Below are 25,590 nucleotides of genomic sequence, written 5' to 3' on the forward strand. Positions count from 1 at the left end.
GAACGCGGGGTCTTGCCGCCGCACGGGCCCCGTCGTAACTTATCGAGCAAGCGCTTGGTGAAGAACGGAGTGGTTCATGCCGATCGACCGACGGATCGCCGGAGAAGGTTTTCCCCTCACCCCCGGCGACGCGCGGATCGCCGTCCCGGAACACGTCGTCAAGCAGCTGCTGACCGAGCACGGCGTCGCGGTTCCGCGCGGTCGCGTGCTCACCGGCCCCGCGGACGCGCGCGGCCTCGACGGCCCGCTCGTGCTCAAGGCCTGGGGGCCAGGGCTGCTGCACAAGAGCGACGTGGGCGCGGTCCGGCTCGGGATCAGCACGGCGGGGCTCCCCGGCGCCCTCGACGACATGGCTGTCCACCTGGCCCGGCAGGGGATCGAGCCCCGCGGCTACCTGGCCGAGGAGCAACACCCTGGCGGCACCGAGCTGATCATCGGCGTCGTCCGCGACCAGACCTTCGGTCCCGTCGTGCTGCTCGGGCTGGGCGGTATCGCGACCGAACTGCTCGACCTCACCGCGCTGCGGCCCTGCCCGCTCACCCGAGCCGACGCGGAGGATCTCGTCGCGACCTTCCCCGGCGCCCCGTTGCTGACGGGCGCCCGGGGCAAGCCGCCGGTCGACCGCGCCGCGCTGGTCGACCTGCTGGTGGCGATCGCCGGCGCGGGCGGGCTGGTCGAGCGGATCGGGCCGGACCTGGCCGAGTTCGAATGCAACCCGGTGGTCGTCACCCCCGAGGGCGCGACCGCGCTGGATGCCCGGCTCATCCTCGACCCGGGCGCGGCACCGGTGGAACAGGCGCACGACACCGACTTCACCGCCCTGTTCGCGCCGCGCCGGATCGCCGTCGCCGGCGCCTCGACCGGCAAGTCCGGATTCGGCAACCGCTTCCTCGCGGCCTACCGGCAAGCCGGCTGGACCGACGGGCTCTACGCGCTGCACCCGGCCGCGGCGGAAGTGGACGGCGTGCCCGCCGTGGCCACCATCGCCGACGTGCCCGGCGGCGCCGACTACCTCCTGGTCGCCCTCCCCGCCGCCCGCGCCGTCGAGGTCGTGGCTCAGGCGGCCGGGAAGGTGCCGTTCGTCCAGGTGATCAGCGGCGGGTTCGGCGAGATGAACGCTGCGGGCGCGGCCCTGGAGACCGACCTCGCCGCCGCCGTGGCCGGGACGAAGACCCGCCTGCTCGGCCCGAACTGCCTGGGCGTGTTCAGCCCTGCCGGACGGCAGACGTTCACGCCCAACGCGCCGACGCGACCCGGCCGGGTGTCGGTGGTCTCCCAGAGCGGCGGCCTGTCCGGGGACATCGTGACCGTCGGCGACCGGCGCGGCCTGCGGTTCGCGAAGGTGGCCAGCATCGGCAACGCGATCGACGTGACACACGGAGACCTGCTGAGCTGGCTGGTCGACGATCCCGAGACCGACGTTCTTGGTGTCTACCTCGAAGGCACCCGCGACGGCGCGGGCCTGCTGCGTGCCCTGCGCCGCGCGGACGGGCGCAAGCCGGTCGTGCTGTTGCGCGGTGGTTCCAGCGCCCAGGGTGCGCGGGCCGTCAGCTCCCACACCGGCTCGCTGGCTGGGGAGGAGAAGGTGTGGCGGGCGGTCGCGGACGCGACCGGGGTGTCACTGGTGTCCACTCTGGAGGACCTGCTCGGCAGCCTCGCCTACCTGCAGGGGCACCCCGAGCCACCGGCACCGGGGTCCTCGGGGGTCCTGGTGATCGGTCTCGGTGGGGGCGCCTCCGTGCTGGCCACCGACGCGTGCGACCGCGCCGGCCTCGAACTGACCCCGCTGCGGCCCGGGCTGCGGGCCCGCCTGCGGGAACTGGGTCACGGGGCCGGGACCAGCGTCGCCAACCCGCTCGAGGTGCCGGTCGGCCCGGTGTCGCCGGCGGGCTTGCTGGGCGACGCCCTGGAACCCGTGTTCGGTGAGGACGGCCAGCCCTACCGGGACGTTCTCGTCCACGTCAACGTGGCCGCCTACTACAACTACGGCAAGGCGGGGCTGCGGCCGCTGATCGACGCCATGCGGGACCTCCTGGAGCGTGGCTACCCGGCGCGGACCGCGGTCGTGACCCGCAACTCCGAGGTCGCCGCACCGGAGGACGCCGCGCTGCTCGCCCGGTTCGCCGCGGAGCGCGGTGTGCCCCTGTTCCGGTCCTTCGACGAGGCCGCGACCGCGATTGCAGCGGCACAGCGGTTCGACGCCCGGCGGGTCTCGTGACGCAGTCCTTCGCCGGCCGCGCCGCGGTGACCGGCATCGGGATTACGGACCTGTCGCGGCGGTCGGGGCGCAGCGAACTGCACCTCGCGGTCACCGCGTGCCGGGCCGCGCTCGCCGACGCCGGGCTCACCGCGGCCGACGTCGGCGCGGTGCTGTGCTACCACCTGGCCGACTCTGCCGGGGTCAACCAGGTCGCCGCCGCGCTCGGCGTTCCCGACGCCGTCTGGACCAACGAGATCCACGGCGGTGGCACGCAGTCGGCATCGATCCTCGGCGACGCCGCCATGCTGATCGAGGGGGGCATCGCCGAGCACGTCCTGGTGTTCCGCGCGCTCAACGGGCGGTCCGGCGTCCGGATGGGTCAGGCGCGCCTGAGCGTGGACCAGCAGTTCACGGTGCCGTACGGGATGCTCGGCCCGGTGCATCTGTTCGCGCTCGCGGCGCAGCGGTGGATGAACGACAGCGGCGCGACCGCGAAGGATCTCGCGGCCGTGGTGACGCAGTCCCGGAGCCTGGCGGCGCACAACTCCCGTGCGGTGCTCGGTGAGCCGCTCGACGAGGCCGGCTACTTCGCGAGCCCGCCGATCGCGACGCCGCTGCGCCGGGCGGACTGCTGCCTGGAGACCGACGGCGGGGCCGCGCTGGTGGTCAGCGCGGCGAAGACCGCCGACGTGGTCCGTCCGGGCAGCCCGCGGATCCACGCCGTCGTCCGCGGCGGCGGACCCGGCGCGAGCACGATGGACTCCGCCGCGGACCTGAGCGCGTTGTTCTCGTCGTACCTGGCGGAGCCGCTGTACCGGACCGCCGGAATGCGTCCGTCCGATGTGGAGCTGGCGTTGCTCTACGACGCCTACTCCCCCATCGTGCTGCAGCAGCTGGAGGACTTCGGCCTCGCGCCCCGCGGGGAGTCGGGCGCGTTCGTCCGCGCGGGCGAGACGCTGCCTTCGGGCGCGCTGCCGGTGAACCCGCACGGCGGGCTGCTGTCCGAGGGGTATGTGCACGGTCTGAACAACGTCCTCGAGGCGGTGCGTCAGCTGCGCGGCGAAGGCACGAACCAGGAGCGCCGGCCGGGGGTGGCCCTGTGCACCGGGTTCGGAGGGAGCTACGGCAGCGCCGCGGTCCTGGTGGCCGGCTGAGCGAGCGCCTTCGCGAGGGCGGCGGCGTACTCGGCGACGATCCGCCGGGAGGTCGGCGCCTGTGGTGCGATCGCGTCGAAACCGTGCGGTACGTCGGGCACGAGGTGCAACTCCACGCTGACGCCGGCGATCCAGGGCCATCGCGTAGGCCACGCCGGACTCACGGAGGCAGTCCAGGCCCGCCGTCAGGACGTAGGCGGGCGGCACACCGCGGAGGTCCTCCGCCAGTGAGGGCATTGCGTACGGTGAGACCGGCCCGTCGCCGACGTAGTGCCGCAGGATCTGATCGTTGTCCTCGGGCACGATGACCGACGTGGCGCGGTCGTAGCTCCGGGCGGAGGTGGCCGGGGCACGATCGGCGACCGCGGGGCACAGCAACGCCTGGAACGCGATCAGCGGCCCGCCACGGTCGCGTGCCATGAGCGCCACCGCCGCGGCGAGGTTGCCGCCTGCGCTTCCCCCGGCCACGGCGAGCCGGGCGCCGTCCCCGCCGATCTCAGCGGCATGGTCTGCGGCCCAGCAGGTCGCGCGGTAGCAGTCCTCGACCCCTGCCGGGAACCGGTGCTCGGGCGCCAGCCGGTATTCGACCGACAGCATCACGGCGTTGACGCGCACAGCCAGCTCGGCGCAGTAGGGATCGTCGACATCGACACTGCCGAGCACGAATCCGCCACCGTGGAACCACATCACCACCGGCAGCACATCCGTCGTGTCCACCGGCCGGTAGGAGCGGATCAGCAGCGTGGAGCCGTCCTCCCGCGGGACCTCGTGGTCCCGCAGGCTCACCTGCGGATCCGGCCGGACCGCCGGCATCGTCTCCGCGGCCTGCCGGAAGGCTGCCCGTTGCACGGCGGGATCGGCGAAGTCGAACGGCGGCAGCGCCGCGAGCGCCGCTTCGATCTCCGGCTCCATCAGGTGCCCGCCAGCTCCTTCACCACCGGGGCGAAGGCGTCGAGGTCCTTGTCGTTGTGCAGCACGAAGTACGACAGGCCGTGCTCGTCCCGCCAGTACCGGAGCTTGTCAGCCATCTGCGCGGTGTCGCCGAGCAGCACCTGTGGCGTGCTGTCCTGACGGGACAGGTTCACCGCGCTCCAGTTCTCCTTGTCGCTGGGCTCGCCGACCTGCTGCACGCTCGTGCCGATCTCGATCTGGTCGAACCGGTCTCCCGCGCCCTGGCGGATGTGCTCGACCTTCTGCAGGAACGCCTCCAGCCCGCCGTCGGTCTCGTCGGGGGCCGTGCCGTCCGCCTTGACCCGCAGCGTGAGGTTGACGTAGTCGGCGTACCGCCCGGCCAGGCGCAGCATCTTCGGGCCGCCGCCGGGCAGCATCAGCTTCGGGAACGGCTTCTGCACGGGCTTGGGCTCCTGCACCAGGTCGGTGATCCGGTAGTGCTTGCCCGCGAAGGAGAACGCTCCCTCGCTCCATACGCCACGCAGCACCTCCAGCGCTTCGGTGAAGCGCTCGAACCGCTCCTTCGGCGGGTCGAAGGGAAGCCCGGCGCCGTCGTAGTCGGCACGCATCCAGCCGGTGCCCAGGCCCACGTCCAAGCGTCCGTCGGAGAGCACGTCGAGCGTCGCCAGCTCCTTGCCCAGGACGACGGGGTGCCGGTAGTCGTTGGCGAACACCAGGGTGCCCACCCGAAGGGTGGTGGTCGCCGTCGCGGCCGCGGTCATCGCCGCGATGGGCGCGAAGCGCGGGCCGAGGAAGTGGTCGGGCACAAGCAGGGTGGAGAACCCGAGATCCTCCACGAGGCGGGCCCGCTCTGCCCACGCCCGCCCGGACCCGGCCTTGCGGACCACGACACCGAACCGGAACGGATGCCTCGCCATGTACAGCACCTACCTCGGAGGATCGACATTGAACCAACCAATTGCTTGGTCAAGAGCCTAGTGGCGGACGGTGCCCTCGTCAATCGAAGACGATCAGCGAACGCGCGACCTGCCCGGCGCGAAGGCGGTCGAGGGCGGTGTTGACGTCATCGAGGACCACGCGCTCGGTGACCAGGGGCTCGAGCTGGAACCGGCGTGTGCGCACCAGCTCGACCAGCCGCGGCAGGTCGGCGGCAGGCGCGGCGTTCCCGCCCACGCATCCACGCAGGACCCGACCAGCGGCCAAGAGGCCGGCCGGCACGGCGACGGTCGCCACGGCCGGGCTGCCCACGAGAACCGTCGTCGCGCCGGGCCGGGTCGCCGCCATCGCCCGCGCGGCGACTCCGTCGGCGCCGGTCGCGTCGAACGCGTGACACACACCTGCCGGTTCAAGGGCATGCACCCGGTCCGCGAGTCCCTCGTCCGCGGGCAGCACCGCCGTCGCGCCCAGCCGCTGCGCCAGCTCGAGCTTGCCCGCCACGGTGTCGGCCGCGATGACCTGACCCGCACCGGCGAGTGCCGCCGCCTGCACCACGTTGAGGCCCACTCCGCCGCATCCGACCACCAGCACGCTGTCGCCGGGCCGCACCCGCGCCACGTTCCACACAGCGCCCGCGCCGGTGACGACCGCGCAGGTGAGGAGGGCGAGCGCGTCATGGAAGTCCTCGGCCGGCACAGGCACGAGCATCTGCTCGCCCACCACCACGTGCCCGGCGAACGACCCGATGCCGATGAACCCGGGCACCTCCCGCCCGTCGAGGACGAACGGAGGCCGCCCGTCGGCCAGCCGTCCGCTGATCGCGGCGCGGCGCGCCGGGTCCGTGCACAGGTGGGCCCGCCCCCGGGCGCAGTCCGCGCACCGGCCACACGCACGGTTCATCGCGACGAGCACGTGGTCACCCGGCACCACCGTCGTCACGCCGCGGCCGACCGCGTCGACGACCCCCGCGCTCTCGTGCCCCAGCACGACCGGCGGGCTCGGGTACAGCGGGTTCCGCCCGGACTGGACCTTGGCGTCGGAACCGCAGATCCCGGACGCGAGGATCCGGACCCGCACGTCACCCTCCCCCGGCTCGGCCACCTCGATGTCCCGCACCGCCAGCGGTGCGCCGAACTCGGTCAGGATCGCGGCTCTCGTGCGCATCAGCTCTCCCCCGCGTGGTGGCACGCCACGAAGTGTCCGGGCGCCGACTCGCGCAGCTGGGGTTCCTCCGCCGCGCACCGCTCCGTCGCCAGCGGGCACCTCGTGCGGAAGCGGCAACCACTCGGCGGGTCGACCACCGAAGGCAGCTCACCGGCGGCCGGCACCGGCCCCGGCGCGACCTCGGGATCGGGCACCGGCACCGACTCCAGCAACATCCGCGTGTACGGGTGGGCGGGCCGGGAGTAGAGGCTCTGGGTGGGCCCGATCTCGCACACCTTGCCGAGGTAGAGCACCATCACGCGGTCGCTGACCACCTTGATCACGCCCAGGTCGTGCGAGACGAACAGCACCGTGATCCCGTACTTCTCCTTCAGGTCCTCGATCAGGTTGAGGATCTGCGCCTGGACCGACACGTCCAACGCGGACACGGGCTCGTCGCAGATCAGCAGCTTCGGCTCCAGCACGAGGGCCCGCGCGATGCTGATGCGCTGGCACTGCCCGCCGGAGAACTGCCCGGGCCTGCGGTCGCCGACCGCCGTGGCGTCCAGCCCCACCGCGTCGAGCATCTCCGTCACCCGGGCCGACGCCGCCCGCTCGCCCCACACGCGGAGGCCTTCGGCCACGATGTCGCGCACTCGCCGCCGGGGGTTGAGCGCCGAAACCGGATCCTGCTGGATCACCTGCAACCGCTGCCGGACTCGCCGCAGGCGGCGGCCGGCCAGGCCGGTGAGATCGACGCCATCGAACCGCACCGATCCCCGCGTCGGCGGCGGCAGCTGGAGGATCGCCCGCGCGGTGGTCGATTTGCCGCACCCCGACTCGCCGACCAGGCCCAGCGTCTCGCCCTCCCGCACGTCGAAGCTCAGGCCCGACACGGCGTGCGCGACCTTGCCGCGCGTCAGCGGATACTCGACGTGCAGGTCCTCCACTCGCAACAGCGCATCGCCCTCGCGCAGCGCCGCGGTTCCGGAACCGGCCATCAGGCGTCCCCCTTCCCGGCCGGGTTGTGACAGGCGACCAGGTGGCCCCCGCCGATGTCCGTCAACTGGGGAACCCGCTCGCGGCAGCGGTCCAGCGCATGCGCGCACCGTGGCGCGAACCGGCAGCCCGGTGGTGGGTCGACCAGGTCGGGCGGCCGGCCCGGAATGGCTTCGAGCCGGGTGTGCGGCGCGAACTCCACCCGCGGGGTCGACCGCAGCAGACCGTCGGTGTAGCGGTGCCGGACCGCCCGGAAGAGGTCCTTCGTCTCCGCCGACTCGACCATGCGCCCGGCGTACATCACCGCCACCCGGTCGGTGTGGCCGGCGACCACGCCGAGGTCGTGGCTGATCAGGATCATGGACATCCCCCGTTCCTGCTGCAGGGTGCGCAGCAGCTCGAGGATCTGCCGCTGGACCGTGACGTCGAGCGCGGTGGTCGGCTCGTCGGCGATGAGCAGCCGCGGCTCACACGACAGCGCGATCGCGATCATCACGCGTTGCCGCATGCCGCCCGACAACTCGTGCGGGTACTGCCGGAGCCTGCGCACCGGATCGGCGATGCCCACCTGGGCCAGCAGGTCCGCCGCCGCCTCCCGGGCCGCCTTGCGGCCGCGCCCCAGGTGCTGCCGTTGCGGGTCCGCGATCTGATCCCCGATGCGCCGCACCGGGTTCAGCGACGTCGCCGGGTCCTGGAAGATCATCGCCAGCTGCGGGCCCCACAACTTTCGGGCCTCGGCGGGCGGCAGGGAGAGGATGTCCCGGCCCCGCCACTCGATGCGCGATCCGGCGCCGACCGACGCGGTGGCGGGAAGCAGGTCCATCACGGTCCGCACCAGCACCGACTTGCCCGATCCGGACTCCCCGACGATGCCCAGGCACTCCCCCTCGTCGAGTTGGAACGACACGCCGTCCACAGCGCGCACCGCACCTCGCGACGTCCGGAAGTCGGTGTGCAGGTCGTGCACCGCCAGCAACGGGTTCACCGGACCTCCCCTGCGCTACGCGGGTCCCAGTGCCGGCGCGTCCAGTCGCCGACCCGGTTGAGGGCCAGGACCGTCAGGAACAACACCGCGCCCGGGCCGAAGACGAGATGCGGGTGGTCGCGGAAGTCCTGCTGCCCGGCCGCGATCATGTTGCCCCACGTCGGTTCCGGACGCTGGATGCCCAGCCCCAGGAAGCTCAGCGACGCCTCCGCCACGACCAGCACCGCGACCACGATGAAGGCGTACGACAACGCCGACAGGGCGACGTTGGGCACCAGTTCGCGGAACAGGATGCGCGACCCGCGCGCACCGAGCGCCCTGGCCGCGAACACGAACGGCCGTTGCGCGTAGACCATCGTGTTCGCCCGGGCGATCCGGAAGAACGTCGGCACCGCGAGCACGCCGAGCACGATCGTCGTGGTGCCCACCGCCGGATGGACGACCGAGGCGAGCGCCAGCAGCAGCACCAGCGGCGGGAAGGCCAGCAACGCGTCGTTGCCGAGGTTGAGGACGCCGTCGACCTTGCCCCGGTAGTAGCCGGCCACCACGCCGAGCAGACCGCCGACCACCAGGCCCAGTGCCGCCGCGCCCAGCCCCACGACCAGTGACACCCGGGCGCCGAACACCACCCCGGTCAGCACGTCCAGCCCCTGCCGGTCCGTGCCCAGCGGATGCGCTGAGAACAGATCGACGCCCTGCAGGATCGGCTCATCGAGGGCGCGAGCCGGGTCCCGCCCCTCGGGCAGCGGCAGGACGTCGGCCAGCGCCGCGGCGAACGCGACGATCCCGAGCCAGACCACGGCGGGCCAGACGCCCAGGCGCGGTAACCGCCGCCACTTCGCTGTGGTGCCGGCGGTGGACGAGGGGGCGAAGTCAAGTGCGGCCATGACGTGTCCTCGGGTCAAGTGCGAGGTAGGCGAGGTCGACGAGCGCGTTGACCACCACGTAGAGCGTGGCGATCAGCAGCACCGCGGCTTGCAGCACGAGGTACTCCTTCTTGGCCACCGCGTCGACGATGAGCGTGCCCATCCCCGGCAGCCGGAAGATGGTTTCCACGATCACCGTGCCGCCGAGCAACCGGCCGAAGCTGATCCCGGCGACCGTGATGAGGGAGAACGACGACGGGCGCAGCGCCTCCTTGACCAGGATGTGCCGCACCGGCATGCCCTTGGCCCGCGCGGCGAGAACGAAGTCCTCCTGGAGAGTCGTGGCCATGTCGTTGCGCAACAGCCGGGTCAGCTGGGCGCTTTCCACCAGCGCCAGGGTGAGCACCGGCAGGAACACGCTGCGCAGGTTGTCACCGATCCCCGCGGTGCCGATCCGGGCGAAACCCTGCCGCGGGAACGACGGAAGCACCAGGACCAGCACGATCCCGCCGGCCAGCACCGCCCCGGCCAGCGCCACCCGCCGCCACGGCGCGTTGCGATGGCGCCCGGCCACCGCCGCGTAGGCGATCGAGAACGCGGCGATGGCAGCCACACCCACGATCAGGCCCTTCACCACCCCCGGCCGGAACACCACGAAGAAGATCAGCAGCAGCGCCAGCAGGAAGCTCGGCACCGAGATCAGGCCAAATGACGCCGCGGTCGTGACCCGGTCGAACCCGCGCCCGAACCGATGGGCCGACCAGGACGCGACCGGCACGCTGATGACCAGCGACAGCACCGTGGCCAGCACCGCGATCTCGACGGTGACCGGTAGCCGGGCCGCGATCAGGTCGGCGACGTCCTGCACGGGCGGCACGAAGGTCCGCCCGAAGTCGCCGTGCAGCAGACCGCCGAGCCAGTCCAGGTACCGGGTCACGGCCGGGCGGTCGACGCCCAGCGCCGCCCGCACCTGCGCGTACTGCTCCGGCGTGCCCTCCGGTCCCACCACGGCGACCGCGGGATCGCCGGGCACCAGGTCGATGAGCACCGCCGTGCCGATGCTGACCAGGACCAGCACCGGCACGACGCGGAGCACGATCCTCGCGACTCCACCGATCATCGCCGGCCCTCAGGACCCGTCGCTGACGAAGGCCTTGTCGAACCGGACGATGCTGCCCCGGCTCAGCTGCAGACCGCCGACGCGGTCACGGTGGACGACGGACTCCTCGACCGCCGCCAGGTTGGCCGCGAAGGGGTCGGCGTTGAACGCCAGCTGCATCTGGCCCAGGACGGCCTTTTTCTCGTCCGTCGACGCCGCGGCCCGCAACTCGCCCAGCTCGTGGTCGATGTCCGGATTGCGGTAGCTGTAGTAGTTCGCGGGCGACGCGCTGTTGAGCTGGCGGTTGATCGACGCCCAGGTCCCTTCCGCGAAGAACTGCGGCCCCCACAGCGCGAGCTCGTAGTCCCGATCGACGGTCACCCGCTTGATGACGTCCTGCAGCGGCTGGGAGGTGTCCATGCGAACGGTGAAGCCGACCGATTCCAGTTGAGCCTTGACCGCGATGGCCTCGTTCACGCGTGTGGGCGTGTTGTCGGCGACCAGGCTGATCGTGCCGTCCCACCCGGCGGCCCGGGCCTGCGCGACCAGCTGCCGGGCGAGCGCCGGGTCGTGGGCCGGACCCTGCTCCCCGCCGTAGAGACCGGGCGTGTCCGGGTGGACCAGCGCCGAAGTGGCCGGTGCGGTGCCGTTGAAGACGCGCTGGTTGACGCCCTGCGGGTCGACGGCAGCCACCACCGCCCGCCGCACGGTCAGGTTCGCGGTCGCCTTGCCCGCCGCGCTGTTCATGATCACGCCCTCGCCGTAGTTGATCAGCGTGGACAGGTCGTGGTACCCGGCCTGCCGGGCCTCGGCGATCACCTGCGGCTCCCGGAGGAAGGCCACGTCGAGCTCGCCGTTGGCCAACGCCTGGTAGGTCGCCTCCGCGCCGGCGACACGCACGAAGCGCAGCGTCTGGACGCACACCGGGCCACCCCAGTAGTCCGGTTTGGCCTTGAGCACGATCTCCTCACCAGGCGCGTAGCGCTCCACCTCGTACGGCCCGACGCCACCCCCGGCGGGGTTCTTCGCGAATCCGTCCGCACCGCGCTGCTGCACCACGCGCGGGTTGGTGATCATGCCGACGTCGGTCGCGAGCACGTGCGGGAAATCGGGGTACGGCGCGTTGAGCGTGAACCTGACCGTGTGCGGGTCGACGACGTCGACCGCGGAGACGACCGCGACCTCGCCCCGCGAGGCCTGGGCGTTGTCCGGCGCCTGGTGGCGCGCGATGCTGGCCTTGACGTCGTCCGCGGTCAGGGGATCCCCGTTGCCGAACTTGACGCCCGGGCGCAGCGTCAGGGTCCAGTGGACGAATCCGGCGTCCGGTTCGAGTGACTGCGCCACCCGCGGTTCGTAGGCCTGCTTGGTCGCGTTCCAGTCGATCAGTGTGTCGAACAACGCGGTGATTTCCGTGCCGCCGGTCACGGCGTTGCCCGGCTGTCCCACCGGGTCGAGCCCGCGTGGTTCGGAGTAGGTGCCCATCGTGACGGTCCCGCCGGCCCGGTCCGGCGTGCACGTGCCGTCTGCCGCGGCCGAGCCGCCGTCCTGGCCGCTCCCACACGCGGTGGCGAGTGTGACCAGTACTGCCCCCGAGAGTGCCGCGACGCTGCGTTTGCCTCTCATGGCTGCCTCTTCCTGTCAGCCGCCGAGCCCGGCGGCGCGGAGTTGAGCAAGCATGCGCTTGGTTGAGTAGGAAGAATCCGCGATGGAGGGCCGCGCGTCAACAGTCGCGACCCAAGCTTGACCTTGCCGCCGGGCCATCCGCCGCCTACGCTGACCAAGCGAGCGCTTGGTTTCTCGACGAGGAGGGCCGCTTGAAACCGATACCCAGCTGGGGAACCGTGCCGCGGATGCTGCGGGCGACCGCCGAGGAACGTCCGGACACCGTGGTCTGCCTCGACGGCGACGTCCGGCTCACTCAACGGGATCTTCGCGCATTCGCCGCGCGGGTGGCCAGGTCACTGATCGCACTCGGCGTCGGCCCCGGTGACCGGGTGGCGGTGTGGGCGCCCAACACCTGGGAGTGGGTCGTCACCGCGTTCGGGATCTGGGACGCCGGGGCGATCATCGTGCCGTTGTCCACCCGCGGCAAGGGCATCGAGACCGCCGAGCTGCTGCGCCGGACCGGGTGCTCGGTGCTGGTCACGACCGAGGGGTTCCTCGGCCGGTCCTCGGTGGACATGCTGGCCGAGGTCGCCGGTCCGGCGCGGGGCGAACTGCCCTTCGCGGACCTGCCGGAGTTGCGCCACGTCGTCGTGCTGGGCACCCCGCGCACCGGGCCGGGGCTGCTGCCCTGGCCCGAGTTCCTCGCCGCGGGCGAGGCCATCACCCGCGCCCACGCCGAGGATCGCGCGCTGGCGGTGGAACCGGGCGATCCGTTCGAGATCCTGTGCACCTCCGGGACTACCGGCGCGCCCAAGGGCGTGGTTCTCGACGGCAGCCAGATCATGCGCGCCTACTGGGACTGGGCCGAGGTGATCCGGCTCGGGGCAGGCGACCGGTACCCGATCGTGAGCCCGTTCGCCCACGGGTTCGGCATCAACGCCGGGCTGCTGGTCTGCGTCCAGCGCGGCGCCACGATGGTGCCGGTCCCGGTCTTCAACCCCGACGCCGCGTTCGACCTCATCGAGGACAACCGGCTGAGCGTCCTGGCCGGACCGCCGAGCTTGTTCGCCCGCATGCTGGGCCGCCCCGACCTCCCGCGGCGCGACCTGTCGTCGTTGCGGGTGGCGGTCGTCGGCGCGGCCACCGTCCCCACCGAGCTGGTGCGCGCGATGCAGACGACCATGGGTTTCGAACAGGTCGTCAACGCCTACGGCCTGATCGAAGGTTCGTGCGTGACGATGACCCGGGCGGAGGACCCACCGAAGACGATCGCAGCCACCGCCGGGCGCCCCATGCCCGGCGTCCAAGTACGCATCGCCGGCGACGACGAACAGCCCCTGCCCGCCGGGGAACGCGGCGAGATCCTTGTCCGTGGCTACGGGGTCATGCACGGCTACTGGAACGCGCCGGATCTGACCGCGGCCGCGATCAACGACGACGGCTGGCTGCGGACGGGCGACATCGGGGTCCTCGACGAGGCAGGGAACCTGTCCATCGTGGACCGGAAGAAGGAGATGTTCATCTGCAACGGGTTCAACGCCTACCCGGCGGAGATCGAGAACCTGCTGCTGCACAATGACGCCCTCGACCAGGTCGCCGTGGTCGCGGTCGACGACGCGACGCAGGGCGAGGTGGCCTGGGCCTACGCGGTGCCGGCGCCGGGCGCGGATCCCGACGAGGAAGCCGTCATCACCTGGGCCAGGAACACGATGTCGAACTACAAGGTCCCCCGGCGGGTGGTGTTCGTCCCGCAACTCCCGACGACGCCGAACGGCAAGATCGACAAGGCGAAGCTGCGCGAGGCGGCGAGGGCGAACCTGACACGGGCAACGTGAGGTTGCGAACGGCATCGACTCTCTGGATGGGCACAGTCGGTACGGCTGTGCCCATCGGTGAACGACTGCGCCTGGCGGCCGCATGCGGCTACGACAGCACCTCTGCGCTTCCCACCGAAATTGCCAAGAACCCGCGCCGCTTGCGGACGCTCGCCGAGTCCCTGGGAATCGAGCTGATCGCGCTCGATCCCCTGGTCTCGTGGCTGCCGAACTGGGAGCCGCTTCCCGGGGCGCGCGGCGATTCCGTCCGGCAGGCCTTCATGACCGCCATGAACGGGCTCGACGTGAGCCGGGTTCTGCAGATCGCGGCGTCCTCCGGGTGCACGGGAGTGTCGGCCGTGGAGCCATACGCCGGCGCGTACCGGTGGACCGGGGCGGTGTGGCGTTCGCAGCGCTCTGCGACCGGGCGGCCGAACACGGCCTCGTGGTGCGCCTCGAGCCGATGCCCTACAGCGGAATTCCCGACTACGAGTCGGCGTTGTCGATCATACGGGCAGCAGGTCGCGCGAACAGCGGGCTCGTCCTGGACACCTGGCACTTCTTCCGTGGCGGCTCCAGCCTGCCGTCGCTGGATGACCTTCCCCTCGAACACCTCGTGGTCCAACTGTCCGACGCCCCGGCCGCGCCGGAGGCCGACCTGTGGGCGGAAGCCTCGCAGCGCCGGTTGTTGCCGGGCGCGGGCGCGCTCGACCTGCGAGGCGTTCTCAAAGCTCTGCGAGAACGCGGGTTTTCCGGTCCGGTCGGGCCCGAGGTCGTCTCGACCGGCCTGTGGTCGTTGGGGGCCGCCGAAGCGGCCCGGCAGGCGGCTGCGGCCTGCCGGGCGCTGCTCGATGCATCGCCCTGATCGAGCGAGCCGGTCGCTCACAGCTCAGTGCGGCCGGCAAGGGGTCCGGTGGCCGCCGGGCGCCGGCGGGATCGCCCCCGTCAGGCGATCCCGCCGGCATGGTCGTCACCCGGCGGCCACCGGAGTCTTCGCGCCGATGCGGTCCATCACCTCGTCAGCCACCTCCGCGAGCGCGTCGCGGTAGCGGTGCACCTCCTCGACCGTGCTGGTCTCGGGGAGGCCGTACACGCTCAGGCTGATCGCGACCGCGCCGGTCTCGTCGAACACGGGGACCTGCACGTTCCGCACGTCGTACGCCTGTCCGGACGCCAGCTCCGCCGGCTCGTACAAGCCACCCAGCGCGCTGATCAGGTTCCGCACCTGCTCCCGGCGTTCAGCCTCGGCGGTCATGCCCGCGCCGTAGGTGCGCGCGAGCTCCGCCTCCACCCGCGAGTGCAGGTCGCTCCCGAGACCGACCGACCAGCGACGACGGCGCACCCGCTCGAGTGCCGTGGCGAACTCGGCACGCTGCTCCGGGGACACGGTCGCGAGCCGCGCCGTGACCTTCTCCTCCGGTTCCCACGCCAGGTGTATCGCGCCGAGCGGCGGGACCAGCGGGATGCGCTGCCCCACCCGCGTCGGCGGGTGCGTCCCGTGCGGGCGGATTCCCGCGCCGGCCAGCAGCACGATCTCCTCGCCCGCGACCGTCGCCGCATTGCACTCGACGCCGAAGCGGTCGGCGATCCGTTCCATGCCCGGGCGGGCGAGATCGACCACCCGCAACTGGTTGGCCAGCCCCGGTTCGATCGGCGCGGCGAGTGAGGCCGAGTGGAACCTGCCGTACCCGCCCTGGAAGAACACCAGCGGCAGGTCCGTACCCGGCGCCTCCAGGGCACGCACCCGGCCGAGCACGATGTAGTGGTCGCCAGCCTCGATCACCGACTCCAGGTCGCAGTCGATCCAGGCCAGCGCACCGTTCAGGATGGGGGACCCACTGGGCGCGGGCTGCCAGCTCAGGGCCGCGAACTTGTCCGCGCCGCGGGTGGCGAAGGTCCGGCACACGGTTTCCTGCTCGTGGGTGAGCACGTTGACGCAGAACCGTCCCGCCTCCCGGATCCGGGGAAAGCTCGTGGACGACTTGTCGGGCAGGAACGCCACCAGCGGCGGGTCGAGCGACACCGACGTGAACGACCCCACCGCCATGCCCGCCGGCTCACCCTGCGGGTCGATGGCCGTCACGGCCACGACCCCGGTCGGGAAGTTGCCCAGCACACGCCGGAAATGCCGGGGATCGAACGACTCCGCCATCACACCCACCTCATTTCGGGCCGTACACGACGAACGGGTTGCCCCACGGATCGGTGAGCACGGCACGGATCTCGTGCGGCCCCTCCGCCGGTTCACGCACCACCGTGGCGCCGGCCTCCGACAGGGCGCGCACTGCGGCGGGAACGTCGGTCACTTTGTAGGACGCCGCGGGCCGCCCCTGCGTCACGTCCTCCTCCGGGCCGGCCAGCGCCAGCGTCGCGCGGCCGCCGTCGAGCGCGGCATACCGGTCGCCGTCGGCGAACTTCAGCGGCAGCCCCAGCGCGTCGCGGTAGAACGCGACTGCCTTGGCCACATCGGTCACCGGGTACAGGACGTTGCCGATCTCAGTCATCTGCTGTGCCTTTCTGGTAGCCGCCGCCGTGCGCGAAGATCTCGCGCGGGTTGACGACGAGCATCTGGTCCACCTGCTCCCGGGTCACCCCGCGCGCCAGCAGCGCGGGCACCACGTCCTGGCTGATGTGCAGCCAGTGCCAGTTCGGGTGCTGCCTGCGGCGCTGCTCCGGATCGGACATGTCCGACCAGCACGACGTGTCGTGCGAGAGCACCATCCGGTTCGCGTGCCCGCGCCGGCACATCTCCACGACGATCTCGACCCGCTTGTCGAACGGGACGGTCTCCAGCCCGAAGCGGTCCATGCCGAGGTAGGACCCCGCCGCGACCAGCTGTTCGAGGTAGTCGAAGTCGTCGGTGTCGCCGCAGTGGCCGATGACCACGCGCGACAGGTCGACCCCCTCCTCGGCGAACACCCGCTGCTGGTCCAGCCCGCGCCGGGTGCCGGCGTGGGTGTGCGTGGTGATCGGCACGCCGGTGGCCAGGTGCGCTCGCGCGACCGACCGCAGGGTCCGTTCCACGTCGACGGTGAGACCGTCCACATCGGTCACGCACTTGAGCATCGCCGCCCGGATCCCGGTGTCCCCGATGCCCTCGGTGATGTCCCGCACGAAGTACTCGAACAACAGGTCCGGACCGCCGAGCGGTGCGCCAGGGCCGCGGAAGTGGAAGTACACCGGCAGCTCGTGCAGGACGTAGGCGCCGGTCGCCACGACGATGTTCACCTCGCTGCGCCGGGCCACCTCGGCGACCCGCGGCACGTACCGCCCGAGGCCGAACACGGTCAGGTCCACGATCGTGTCGACGCCGGCCGCCTTGGCCGCCGCCAGCCGGTTCACCGCCTCCTCGATCTGCACGTCCTCGTCCCACCCCGGGGCAGGCCAGTTCTCGCGCACCTCGGGGCTGGTGACGAAGACGTGCTCGTGCATCAGCGTCGTGCCGAGCTCGTCCACCGGCACCGGGCCGTTCACGGTCGGCACCGTCGGCGCGCTCATCGCACGGTCTCCGGATGCACGATGTGGTTCTGCGCGTGCCACGGCTGGTGCGCCTGGAACCCGCCGTCCACGATGATGGTCTGGCCGGTGATGTACTTCGCGGCGGGCGAGGCGAGGAACACGATCGTCTCCGCGAGATCGCGCGGCTCGGCGAAATCGGGGACGAGCAGGTTCGCGTCGTAGGCCTCGAGCTTGTCCCGCGACAGGTTCTTGCGCGCCGTGGGACTGAGCACGAGTCCGGTCGCCACGGCGGCGCACCGGATACCGAGCTTGCCGTGGCTGGTGGCGATCGACCGGGTCAGCGAATACTTCGCCGCCATCGACGCCGCGTAGGCGACGTGCACGGTGTCGCCGCTGAAACCCGAGGTCGAGCCCACGTTGACGATCGACCCGCCCCCGCTCTCGAGCATGACCGGGATCGCGTGCCGCGCGCCGTACACCGCGCCGTAGAAGTTGACCGCGAACGTCCGGTCCCAGTTCCACTCCGGCGTGCTGACGATGTCCAGGTCGGTGACGTGGATGTCGTGGTCGTAGACGACGGCGTTGTTGACCAGGACGTCGATGCGGCCGAACGTCGCAGCGGTCTCCTCGACCATCCGGCGCACCTCGTCCTCGACCCCGACATCGGCCACCACGGTGTGCGCCTGTCCCCCGGCCTCGGTGATCTCGGCCGCGGTCTGCTTGGCGCCGTCGCCGTTGATGTCGTTGACGGTCACCGCGTACCCGCGTGCCGCGAGCAGCAGTGCGGTCTCCTTGCCGATGCCCTGGGCCGCCCCCGTCACGATGGCCACCTGGTTCACGAGCGCCTCCTCGCCAGTGTCGCAGCCGTGTCGATTTCGAGGTCGTCACCGAGCACGACCCCGTAGGCGGACTCCGCGGCCGCGCGCGAGACCTTGCCCGCCAGCACGTCCGCGCGGACCGCCTCGGCGGGCCGGTCGTGCGGATCACCCAGGCCGCCGCCCCCGGTCGTCTCCACGACGAACGCCTCCCCCGCCCGGAAGGGTTCGTTGTTCACCTTCGACTCCAGGCGTTCCGTCACCCCGTCGGCGGTCAGCCGGTAGAACCCGCCCGGCACCCCGGGGCGTCCACCGTCGCGTCCCGGCGGTCCCGTCCGCAGGCGGTCCCCGCGGGTCGTGACGTAGGCGTCGGCGAGCAGCCGGAACACCGTGCGGGTGCCCAGACCGCCGCGCCACCGCCCGGCGCCGCCGGAGTCGGGCAGGTATTCCACCGCCTCCACCACGAACGGGCACCGCACTTCGACCGGTTCCACCTGCGGCACCGAGTTCCGGCCCAGTCCGAAGTGGACCCCGGTGGCGTCGGGGCCGTCCTTGCCGTGCCGCGCGCCGACGCCGCCGTACTCGTAGGCCAGGTGCACCCAGTAGGGCGCCTGCTGGGCGGCGATGGAGAACGGCTGCAGGATGCCCGAAGCGGCGATGGCCCGCTCCGGCACCGCGTCCGACATCGCCTGGAAGACCGCTTCCATGGCCGCGTAGGCCGGCAGGAACCGCCCGCCGCACGGGTAGGGCGAGGTGGCGTTGAGGAGGCTGCCCTCCGGCAGGCGCACGTCCAGCACCCGCAGGCACCCGTCGTTCATCGGGATCGTCGGATCGAGGAAGCAACGTGCGGCGAACACCGCCGCTGCCAGCGACTGCGACAGGCTGGCGTTGACCGCCGCAGCCACCTGGTCGTCGGTGCCGGCGAAGTCGAGCACCAGGCGGTCGCCCTCGACGGTGACCGCGACCTGCACCGTGTAGGACTGCCCGGGATGGATGCCGTCGTCATCGATCACGTAGGACGAGCGGTACTCGCCGTCCGGGAGTTCGGCGATGGCCGCCCGGGTCCTCGCCTCCGTGTAGGAGAGGTAGGACTCGACACCGGCGGCGAACCGGGCGGCGCCGTGTTCCTCGATGAGGGCTTCCACGCGGCGGGCGGCCGTGGTCGCGCCCGCGATCAGGGCGCGCACGTCCCCGAGGACCTTCTCCGGTGTCCGGCTGTTGAGCGCGAGGATGCCGGTGATCGACTGCTCGAGCCCGTCCGCGGTGGCGATGCGCACCGGCGGGAGTTGCAGACCCTCCAGGAAGATCTCCGTGGCCAGCGAGGCCATGCCGCCCGCCGAGGCCCCGCCGATGTCGGACACGTGGATCAGCGTCGCGGTGAAGTACTCCACGGTTCCGTCCACGAACACCGGGCGGAAGATCAGCAGGTCGTTGGTGTGGATTCCGCCCTTGTAGGCGTCGTTGGTGACGAACACGTCGCCGGGCCGCATGGTCTCGACCGGGATGTCGGCCAGCAGGTAGGGCACCGCCACCGACAGGGCCATGCTGTTCATCAGCGTGGTCGCCATCGAGTGCGCGATGAGCCTGCCGTCCTTGTCCAGGATCGCGGCGGAGGCGTCCGAGCCCTCCACGATGAAGGTCGAGTAGGCCGACTTGACCACCACGATGCTGGCCTCTTCGGCTGCCACCACCAGGGCGTTGCGCAGCACCTCGGCGGTGAGGTCGTCGGCGATCACTCCGGTCATCGGGTGGCCTCCTTCCGGGTCAGAACCACGGTGAACGTCTCGTCGACCTGGGCCGACCAGGCGGGCGGGACGACGATCGTGGACTCGTGGTCGCCGATGATCGCCGGGCCGTCCACGCGGGTTCCCGGCGCCACGGCATCGCGGTCGAGCACCGGGGTCTCCCGGTACTCGCCGTACTCGGCGAACCACACTGGCCGGGTGCTCGCGGGAGCGCCGGTCCCGGCGGGTCGTCGCCCGAGCGGGACCCTCGGCACCTTCTTCGTCACCCGCACCCGGAAGCTCACCAGCTCGAGGGGGCCCCGAAGGGCGATGCCGTAGGCCTGGCGGTAGCTGTCGAAGAACACTTCCCTGAGCTCGCCGAACGTCTCGCCGGTGAGCGGCCAGGACGGCAGGTCGACCCGGATCTCGTGCGCCTGGCCGACGAACCGGACGTCGACCGACCGGCTCACCTCGACGTCACCGGCGTCGAGCGCCACCCCGAGGTCGTCCGCCGCGCTCCGTTCCAGATCGCCGAAGATCAGCTCCAGCTCGCCGAAGTCGCCGCGTGGCTCCGGCAGGACGCGGGTCACCACGCCGTCGGTGCTCAGGTCGGTGGCCAGCAGTCCGACCGCGGAGCCGACACCGCACGAGGGCGGCACGATCACGGTCGGGATGTCGAAGCGCTCCGCCACCCGGGCGGCGTGCATGGGGCCCGCTCCTCCGGAGGCGACCACCGCGAACCCGCGCGGGTCCACCCCGCGCTGCACCGTCACGACGTGCACCGCCGAACCCATCGTGGCGTTCGCGATCTCGTGGACGGCGTTCGCCGCCTCGGCCACCGACACGCCGAGCGGCCCGGCGAGCCGGTCGGCGACCGCCTTCTCAGCCAGTTCCGGGTCCAGCCGCATCGTCCCGCCGGCGAACGTGGCCGGGTCCAGGTAACCCAGCACCAGGTTCGCGTCGGTCACCGTGGGCTCGGCGCCGCCGAGCGCGTAGCAGGCCGGCCCGGGCGACGAACCCGCCGAGCGGGGGCCGACCCGCAGCGCACCGCCGTCGTCGACCCACGCGATGCTGCCGCCCCCCGCGCCGACCTCGGCCAGGTCGATAGCGGGGACCTTGATCGGCACCCCGGTGCCGGCGCGGCGGCCGCCGAAACTGCCCTTCCCGCCGACGTGGAACTCGTGGGTGATGTCGGGCACGCCGTCGCGGACCACGCACGCTTTCGCCGTGGTCCCGCCCATGTCGAACGAGATGACGTCACGGTGCCCGGCCGCGAGCCCGGTGAAGCGCGCCGCGATGACTCCCGCGGCCGGGCCGGACTCAATGGTGGCCACGGCCCGCCGCCCGGCCAGGTCCGCCGACATCACCCCACCGCCGGACTCCATGACCTGCACCCGGCACCGCACACCGAGATCGGCCAGCCGCGCCTCCAGGCCGGCCAGGTAGGAAACCATGATCGGGCCGATGTAGGCCGACATCAGCGTGGTGGTCGAGCGCTCGTACTCGCGCATCTCGGGCCAGATCTCCGACGAGGCCACGACCGTCGCTCCGGCCGGCAGCTCCTCGCGCAGGATCTCGGCCACGCGGCGCTCGTGGACCGGATTGGCGTAGGAGTGCAGCAGCGCCACCGAGACGGAGCGGATGCCCCGGCTCGTGATCCGGCCGGCGATCGCCCTGACCGCGCCCTCGTCCAGGTCACGGAGGATCTTGCCATCCGCGCCCACCCGCTCCGGCACCTCGAAGCAGTCCTCCACCGGGACCGGCGAGGCGGGCGGGTCGAAGCGCAGGTCGAACCGGTCCTCCTCGACCCGGGCGTAGCGGCCCAGCGGCAGCATGCTGCGGAACCCGAGCGTGGTGACATGGGCGACGCGCACGCCCTGCCCCTCGAGGATCGCGTTGGTGGCCAGTGTCGTGGCGTGCACGACGCGGCCGACCTGCTCGGGCCGCACCCCGGCGGCGTCCAGGGCCGACCGGACGCCGGTGACGATGCCCCGGGCCGGGTCGTCGTGGGTGCTCAGGGTCTTGGCCACCGCGGCCTGCCCGTCGGGCCCGGCGAGCACGACGTCGGTGAAGGTTCCACCGACGTCCACGCCGAGCGCGTAACTCTGGTCCAGGATGTCCACTCGGGTCGCTCCTACTTCGCGTTCATTCCGGCGTCGACCGGCAGGACGACCCCGGTGACGTACTTGGCCTCGTCCGACGCCAGCCACAGGACGGCGTGGGAGATGTCGCGGGGCTCCACCCACGGGATGGGCAACAAGTTGGTGGCCGTGAAGCTGTCTTCGACGTCGCTCTTGGCCGGATGCTCGAGGTCCGGCCGGAAAACGCGGAACGTGGTGTCGTTGATGATCATGTCGGTGTCGACGTTGCCGGGGTGGATCGTGTTGACGCGGACGCGGTGCTCGGCGAGTTCCATCGCCAGCGTCCGCGCGAGGCCGACAACCCCGTGCTTCGACGCGGCGTAGTTCCCGTAGTTGGGCACGCCCTTGAGCCCGGCGGCGGAGCTGGTGATGATCACGGATCCGCCCTCGCCCGTGGCGAGCAGGTGGGGAACCGCGGCCCGGATGGTGTGGAACACGCCGGTGAGATTCACGTCGATCGTGGTCTGCCACAGCTCGTCGGACATCTCCCAGAGCTTGCCCGGCATGCCGAAGATCCCCGCGTTGGCGACGACCACGTCCAGCCGTCCCAGCTCTGCCACCCCGTCGGCAACCGCCCGGGTCAGCGCGGCCCCGTCCCGCACGTCGGTTCGCGACGTCACGATGCGGCGACCGAGCTTCTCCACCAGCGCCTGGGTCTCGGCCAGGTCCGCCTCGGTAGCCCCCGGGAACGGCACCGTCGCCACCGGTCCCGCGATGTCGACGGCGATGATGTCGGCGCCCTCCTCCGCCAGCCGGACGGCGTGCGCCCTGCCCTGGCCTCGAGCCGCTCCGGTGACGAGCGCGACCTTTCCTGCCACACGTCCCATGACTGCCTTCCTTCCTTCAGCCGCAACCGAGTGCGCGGGCCACAGCCGGCATCCAGCGCACGATGGGGTAGGACTCCCAGCGCGGCGGCTCGATCCACAGCACGTCGTCGTTCTCCCAGTTGAGCGTCACCCGCGGGTGCGCGGTCTCGCACCGGTACGAGTGCACCCGCCAGAACCCGCCACGCGGGTCGGGCAGCCGGAGCACGGGACCAGCCACAAAGGACTCCAGATCGGCACGGCCCAGCCCCGTCTCCTCCCGCACCTCGGTCACCGCCTGCGCGACCGGCGGGGCGCCGGCCGGGACGAACCCGGTGACGCAGTGCCAGCGCCCGCGGTCGGACGCGACGGCCATACTGCGCCGCAGCAGGCACATCCGGCCGCGGTGGGTGAGCATCACCGCGACCACGTCGCCGCGCGGACCGATCACGGCGCTACCCACCCAGACCAGTCAACCGCTCGACCATGCGGCGGCGCAGCGAGTAGGGCGTGAACTTCGCGAGCCACGAAGCCACCACGTCATCGGCACCGAGCCGCGTGCGCAACGGGGGCCGGGGACGATCCAGGACATCGCAGATCCGCAGGGACGCCTTGTAGCTCCCCCTGCTGTAGCGGCCCAGCCCGGTGAGCTTCGGTAGCGCGCGCTCGGCGAACCCGCGGTAGGCGCTCGACGGCGGAAGCACCGGCACGGTCGCCCCTCCGAAGCCCGTGTCGTGGTTGCCGGGCTGGAACACCACCACGTCGACCCCGAAGGGTCGCACCTCGATCGCGAGCGCCTCACACCAGCCTTCCAGCGCCCATTTCGTCGCCGCGTAGACCGAGAACATCGGGTGCGGAACGTTGACCGCGTTGCTCGACACGACCCCGATGCGCGCGGATCCGTCGGCGCGCAGCGCGGGCAGGACCCGCTGGGTCAGGTCCATGACACCCACGAGATTGGTCTCGAGCACGTGCCGGTACACCTCGGTGGGAAGGTCCTCGAAAAAACCGGTGGTGGTGTAGCCGGCGTTGTGCAGGACCGCGGTGAGCCGTCCTCCGGTGGCGTCGAGGACGTGCCGTGCGGCCTCGGCACGAGAGGCTTCCGAGGCCACGTCGAGGGGCACGACCTCGAGGGCGGACTGCGGCGCGCCCACCCGGTCGGCCAGCTCGCGCAGACGGTCCTGTTTCGCCGTGTCCCGCATGGACGCGAAGACCTGCCACCCCCGCTTCGCGAGCATGACCGACACCTCGCGCCCGAAACCGCTGGAAGATCCCGTGACCAGGATCGTCTTCATCGGCGCTCTCCCATCGCGACGGCGGGAACGGGACACACTCATTCTCAACCCAACCAAGCACTTGGTCAAGCCGATCCGGTGCGGACATGGGAAAGCCCGCCTGCCGCGGCGGCAGACGGGCCTTACCAGACGGTGGGTCAGTGCGCGGAGACCGCCGGCGCCTGCTCGACGGTTTCGGCCATCGCCTGCCTGCCGTGCCGCATCGCGATCGCGGCGATCAGGCCGGCCAGGCAGATCAGGGCTCCGAAGGCGTAGGCCCAGGTGAAGGCCGTGCTGCTGTAGATCGGAGAACCCTCCACCACGGTCAGCACACTCGACGCGAGGATGACGAACACCAGCTGGACCACCACGGCGGCACCGAGGGATCCGACCACCCCGACCGTTCCGGCGCTCACCGCCTGGTGTTCCGGCGGCACGGCCGTGACCACCAGGTTCGGCACCGCCGCGTTGAGCATGCCACCGCCGATGGCGAACACGAACCAGCCGAGCAGGACCTGCCAGGACAGACTGTGCATGAACGCCAGCAGCAGACAGCCCGCGATACCGAAGACGAACGCGAACACCAGCGGGTTGCGGGCTCCGCGCCGGTTGGCGATGAAGCCGACGGCGAAGCCCATCAGCATCGAGATGACCGCACCCGGCGACGTGAACCACGCCAGCCCGCTCGCGTCCTGACCGAGGCCGTAGTCACCGCCGACCGACCGGGGCACCTGCACGACATAGGCCAGCAGGACGAACTGGAGCGCGATCACACCCTGCGCCGCGAACTGCGCGACCATGGTGGTCATCAGCGGCCTGCGCCGCGCGAGCGCGACGTCGACCAGCGGGAACCGCGCGCGCTTCTCGAATGCGACCCAGGCGCCGAACACCACGGCACCGCCGAAGAGGCAAGCCAGGGTCGCCCCGGAACCCCATCCCCACGTCGCGCCCTGGGAGACGCCGGTGAGCAGCAGGCCGATCGATGCGCCGAGGAGCAGCGCACCACCCCAGTCGATGCCCGACCGGACGCGCACCGGCGACTCGGGCACGACGAGCATCACCAGGATCCCCAGCACCACCGGGAACGCGGCGAGGAAGTAGAACACGCCGCGGTAGCTGAAGTTGTCGATGAGGAAGCCCGCGATGATCGGGGCGAGAATACCGGTGAGGCCGATACCGGAGGTGACCACGCTGACACCGATGGCGACCAGGCGGCGCGGGAAGATGTCGCGCATGATCGAGTAGGCCAGCGGCACGATCGAGATGGCCACGCCTTCCATCGCCCGCCCGATGAGAACCACGGCCAGCGACTGCGCGAACGCGACGGTCAGGGACCCCACCGCCATCACGGCGATGGTGGCCAGCAGGACGCGCTTCTTGCCGTAGATGTCACCCAGCTTGCCCACCAGTGGTGCGGTGACCCCGCCGACGAGGCTGAACAAAGTGGACACCCACACGATGTCCGCCGTCTGGAGAGCGGCCGCCATGTGCGGTAGCGCGGGGGTTACCAGGTTGTAGGCGTACGCGGTCTCCTCCGACAGGAGCGTCAGGACGAGCAGGACACCGATCCAGTAACCCGTGGACCGCTGCTTGACCGCGTCCGGAGATTGTTCCTGATGGACCATCGAGCACTCCCTTGTGCGGGTCCGGCCGGGACTTCC

22 protein-coding genes and 1 pseudogene are annotated in these 25,590 nt (G+C 71.6%); 4 read left to right on the forward strand and 19 right to left on the reverse strand.

The genetic code is table 11. The features are described 5' to 3' along the window. Positions 1-76: 76 nt before the first annotated feature. Together AMYTH_RS0109715 and AMYTH_RS0109720 are read left to right on the forward strand one after the other, a co-directional pair. The gene (locus AMYTH_RS0109715) at positions 77-2,218 is read left to right on the forward strand and encodes an acetate--CoA ligase family protein (protein WP_084022551.1); all 2,142 of its coding nucleotides are present in this window, start codon (positions 77-79) and stop codon (positions 2,216-2,218) included. Beyond that, positions 2,215-3,354 carry a thiolase C-terminal domain-containing protein gene (locus tag AMYTH_RS0109720; protein ID WP_027930153.1) on the forward strand — a complete coding sequence of 380 codons (1,140 nt, stop codon included), beginning with the start codon at positions 2,215-2,217 and terminating at the stop codon, positions 3,352-3,354. The genes AMYTH_RS0109715 and AMYTH_RS0109720 overlap by 4 nt, the downstream gene beginning before the upstream one ends. Here the strand turns inward: AMYTH_RS0109720 and AMYTH_RS50850 are convergent. The 9 genes and pseudogenes from AMYTH_RS50850 to AMYTH_RS0109760 all read right to left on the reverse strand — a co-directional run bounded on the left by AMYTH_RS50850 (position 3,321) and on the right by AMYTH_RS0109760 (position 11,917). Beyond that, a complete protein-coding gene (locus tag AMYTH_RS50850) occupies positions 3,321-3,455 on the reverse strand; it encodes a hypothetical protein (RefSeq protein ID WP_267283889.1) in 135 nt (44 codons plus the stop codon). The genes AMYTH_RS0109720 and AMYTH_RS50850 overlap by 34 nt on opposite strands. Positions 3,456-3,489: 34 nt before the next feature. Beyond that, positions 3,490-4,266: pseudogene (locus AMYTH_RS51185) on the reverse strand (alpha/beta hydrolase); the annotation flags it as partial. Beyond that, on the reverse strand, positions 4,266-5,183 hold the full coding sequence (locus AMYTH_RS0109730; RefSeq protein ID WP_027930154.1) for a TIGR03621 family F420-dependent LLM class oxidoreductase: 918 nt from the start codon (positions 5,181-5,183) through the stop codon (positions 4,266-4,268). The pseudogene AMYTH_RS51185 and the gene AMYTH_RS0109730, both read right to left, overlap by 1 nt. Positions 5,184-5,262: 79 nt before the next feature. Continuing rightward, on the reverse strand, positions 5,263-6,366 hold the full coding sequence (locus tag AMYTH_RS0109735) for an alcohol dehydrogenase catalytic domain-containing protein (RefSeq protein ID WP_027930155.1): 1,104 nt from the start codon (positions 6,364-6,366) through the stop codon (positions 5,263-5,265). Next, complete coding sequence (locus AMYTH_RS0109740; RefSeq protein WP_027930156.1) at positions 6,366-7,346, reverse strand: ABC transporter ATP-binding protein; 981 nt, start codon at positions 7,344-7,346, stop codon at positions 6,366-6,368. The genes AMYTH_RS0109735 and AMYTH_RS0109740 overlap by 1 nt, the downstream gene beginning before the upstream one ends. After that, positions 7,346-8,329 (reverse strand): ABC transporter ATP-binding protein, encoded by a 984-nt coding sequence (locus AMYTH_RS0109745; protein ID WP_027930157.1) that lies wholly within the window; start codon positions 8,327-8,329, stop codon positions 7,346-7,348. Before AMYTH_RS0109745 ends, AMYTH_RS0109740 begins: the two co-directional genes overlap by 1 nt. Continuing rightward, positions 8,326-9,216 carry an ABC transporter permease gene (locus AMYTH_RS0109750; RefSeq protein ID WP_027930158.1) on the reverse strand — a complete coding sequence of 297 codons (891 nt, stop codon included), beginning with the start codon at positions 9,214-9,216 and terminating at the stop codon, positions 8,326-8,328. Before AMYTH_RS0109750 ends, AMYTH_RS0109745 begins: the two co-directional genes overlap by 4 nt. Next, positions 9,203-10,315 (reverse strand): ABC transporter permease, encoded by a 1,113-nt coding sequence (locus tag AMYTH_RS0109755; protein WP_027930159.1) that lies wholly within the window; start codon positions 10,313-10,315, stop codon positions 9,203-9,205. Before AMYTH_RS0109755 ends, AMYTH_RS0109750 begins: the two co-directional genes overlap by 14 nt. Before the next feature lie 9 nt (positions 10,316-10,324). Continuing rightward, positions 10,325-11,917, reverse strand: coding sequence for an ABC transporter substrate-binding protein (locus AMYTH_RS0109760; RefSeq protein ID WP_027930160.1), 1,593 nt, complete (start codon positions 11,915-11,917; stop codon positions 10,325-10,327). A gap of 191 nt (positions 11,918-12,108) precedes the next feature. On the opposite strand from AMYTH_RS0109760, the gene AMYTH_RS0109765 reads away from it, so the two are divergent. Both AMYTH_RS0109765 and AMYTH_RS49500 read left to right on the forward strand, forming a co-directional pair. Beyond that, positions 12,109-13,734, forward strand: coding sequence for an AMP-binding protein (locus AMYTH_RS0109765; protein ID WP_027930161.1), 1,626 nt, complete (start codon positions 12,109-12,111; stop codon positions 13,732-13,734). 379 nt (positions 13,735-14,113) lie between these two features. Further along, positions 14,114-14,578 carry a sugar phosphate isomerase/epimerase family protein gene (locus tag AMYTH_RS49500; RefSeq protein WP_051362616.1) on the forward strand — a complete coding sequence of 155 codons (465 nt, stop codon included), beginning with the start codon at positions 14,114-14,116 and terminating at the stop codon, positions 14,576-14,578. A 105-nt stretch (positions 14,579-14,683) separates the two neighbouring features. Here the strand turns inward: AMYTH_RS49500 and AMYTH_RS0109780 are convergent, their stop codons facing one another. The 10 genes from AMYTH_RS0109780 to AMYTH_RS0109825 all read right to left on the reverse strand — a co-directional run bounded on the left by AMYTH_RS0109780 (position 14,684) and on the right by AMYTH_RS0109825 (position 25,554). Then, positions 14,684-15,865: a flavin reductase gene (locus AMYTH_RS0109780; RefSeq protein WP_027930163.1), complete on the reverse strand. Its 1,182-nt coding sequence runs from the start codon at positions 15,863-15,865 to the stop codon at positions 14,684-14,686. A 10-nt stretch (positions 15,866-15,875) separates the two neighbouring features. Then, the gene (locus tag AMYTH_RS0109785; protein ID WP_027930164.1) at positions 15,876-16,217 is read right to left on the reverse strand and encodes a VOC family protein; all 342 of its coding nucleotides are present in this window, start codon (positions 16,215-16,217) and stop codon (positions 15,876-15,878) included. Continuing rightward, a complete protein-coding gene (locus AMYTH_RS0109790) occupies positions 16,210-17,211 on the reverse strand; it encodes a phosphotriesterase family protein (protein WP_037322460.1) in 1,002 nt (333 codons plus the stop codon). Before AMYTH_RS0109790 ends, AMYTH_RS0109785 begins: the two co-directional genes overlap by 8 nt. Next, positions 17,208-18,011, reverse strand: a complete 804-nt coding sequence (locus AMYTH_RS0109795) for an SDR family NAD(P)-dependent oxidoreductase (RefSeq protein WP_027930166.1) — start codon at positions 18,009-18,011, stop codon at positions 17,208-17,210. The genes AMYTH_RS0109790 and AMYTH_RS0109795 overlap by 4 nt, the downstream gene beginning before the upstream one ends. Continuing rightward, complete coding sequence (locus AMYTH_RS44475; protein WP_051362618.1) at positions 18,008-19,732, reverse strand: hydantoinase B/oxoprolinase family protein; 1,725 nt, start codon at positions 19,730-19,732, stop codon at positions 18,008-18,010. Before AMYTH_RS44475 ends, AMYTH_RS0109795 begins: the two co-directional genes overlap by 4 nt. Continuing rightward, positions 19,729-21,834 (reverse strand): hydantoinase/oxoprolinase family protein, encoded by a 2,106-nt coding sequence (locus tag AMYTH_RS0109805; RefSeq protein ID WP_051362619.1) that lies wholly within the window; start codon positions 21,832-21,834, stop codon positions 19,729-19,731. Before AMYTH_RS0109805 ends, AMYTH_RS44475 begins: the two co-directional genes overlap by 4 nt. A gap of 11 nt (positions 21,835-21,845) precedes the next feature. Then, complete coding sequence (locus AMYTH_RS0109810) at positions 21,846-22,679, reverse strand: mycofactocin-coupled SDR family oxidoreductase (RefSeq protein WP_027930168.1); 834 nt, start codon at positions 22,677-22,679, stop codon at positions 21,846-21,848. Between the two features lie 16 nt (positions 22,680-22,695). Next, positions 22,696-23,118: an NUDIX domain-containing protein gene (locus tag AMYTH_RS44480; RefSeq protein ID WP_157360570.1), complete on the reverse strand. Its 423-nt coding sequence runs from the start codon at positions 23,116-23,118 to the stop codon at positions 22,696-22,698. Beyond that, on the reverse strand, positions 23,111-23,950 hold the full coding sequence (locus AMYTH_RS44485; protein WP_051362620.1) for an SDR family NAD(P)-dependent oxidoreductase: 840 nt from the start codon (positions 23,948-23,950) through the stop codon (positions 23,111-23,113). The genes AMYTH_RS44480 and AMYTH_RS44485 overlap by 8 nt, the downstream gene beginning before the upstream one ends. A 137-nt stretch (positions 23,951-24,087) precedes the next feature. Continuing rightward, entirely contained in the window at positions 24,088-25,554 is a 1,467-nt protein-coding gene (locus AMYTH_RS0109825; RefSeq protein ID WP_084022554.1) for an MFS transporter, read from the reverse strand. Positions 25,555-25,590: the final 36 nt, after the last annotated feature.

Source organism: Amycolatopsis thermoflava N1165 (genome assembly GCF_000473265.1).
GTDB lineage: Bacteria > Actinomycetota > Actinomycetes > Mycobacteriales > Pseudonocardiaceae > Amycolatopsis_E > Amycolatopsis_E thermoflava.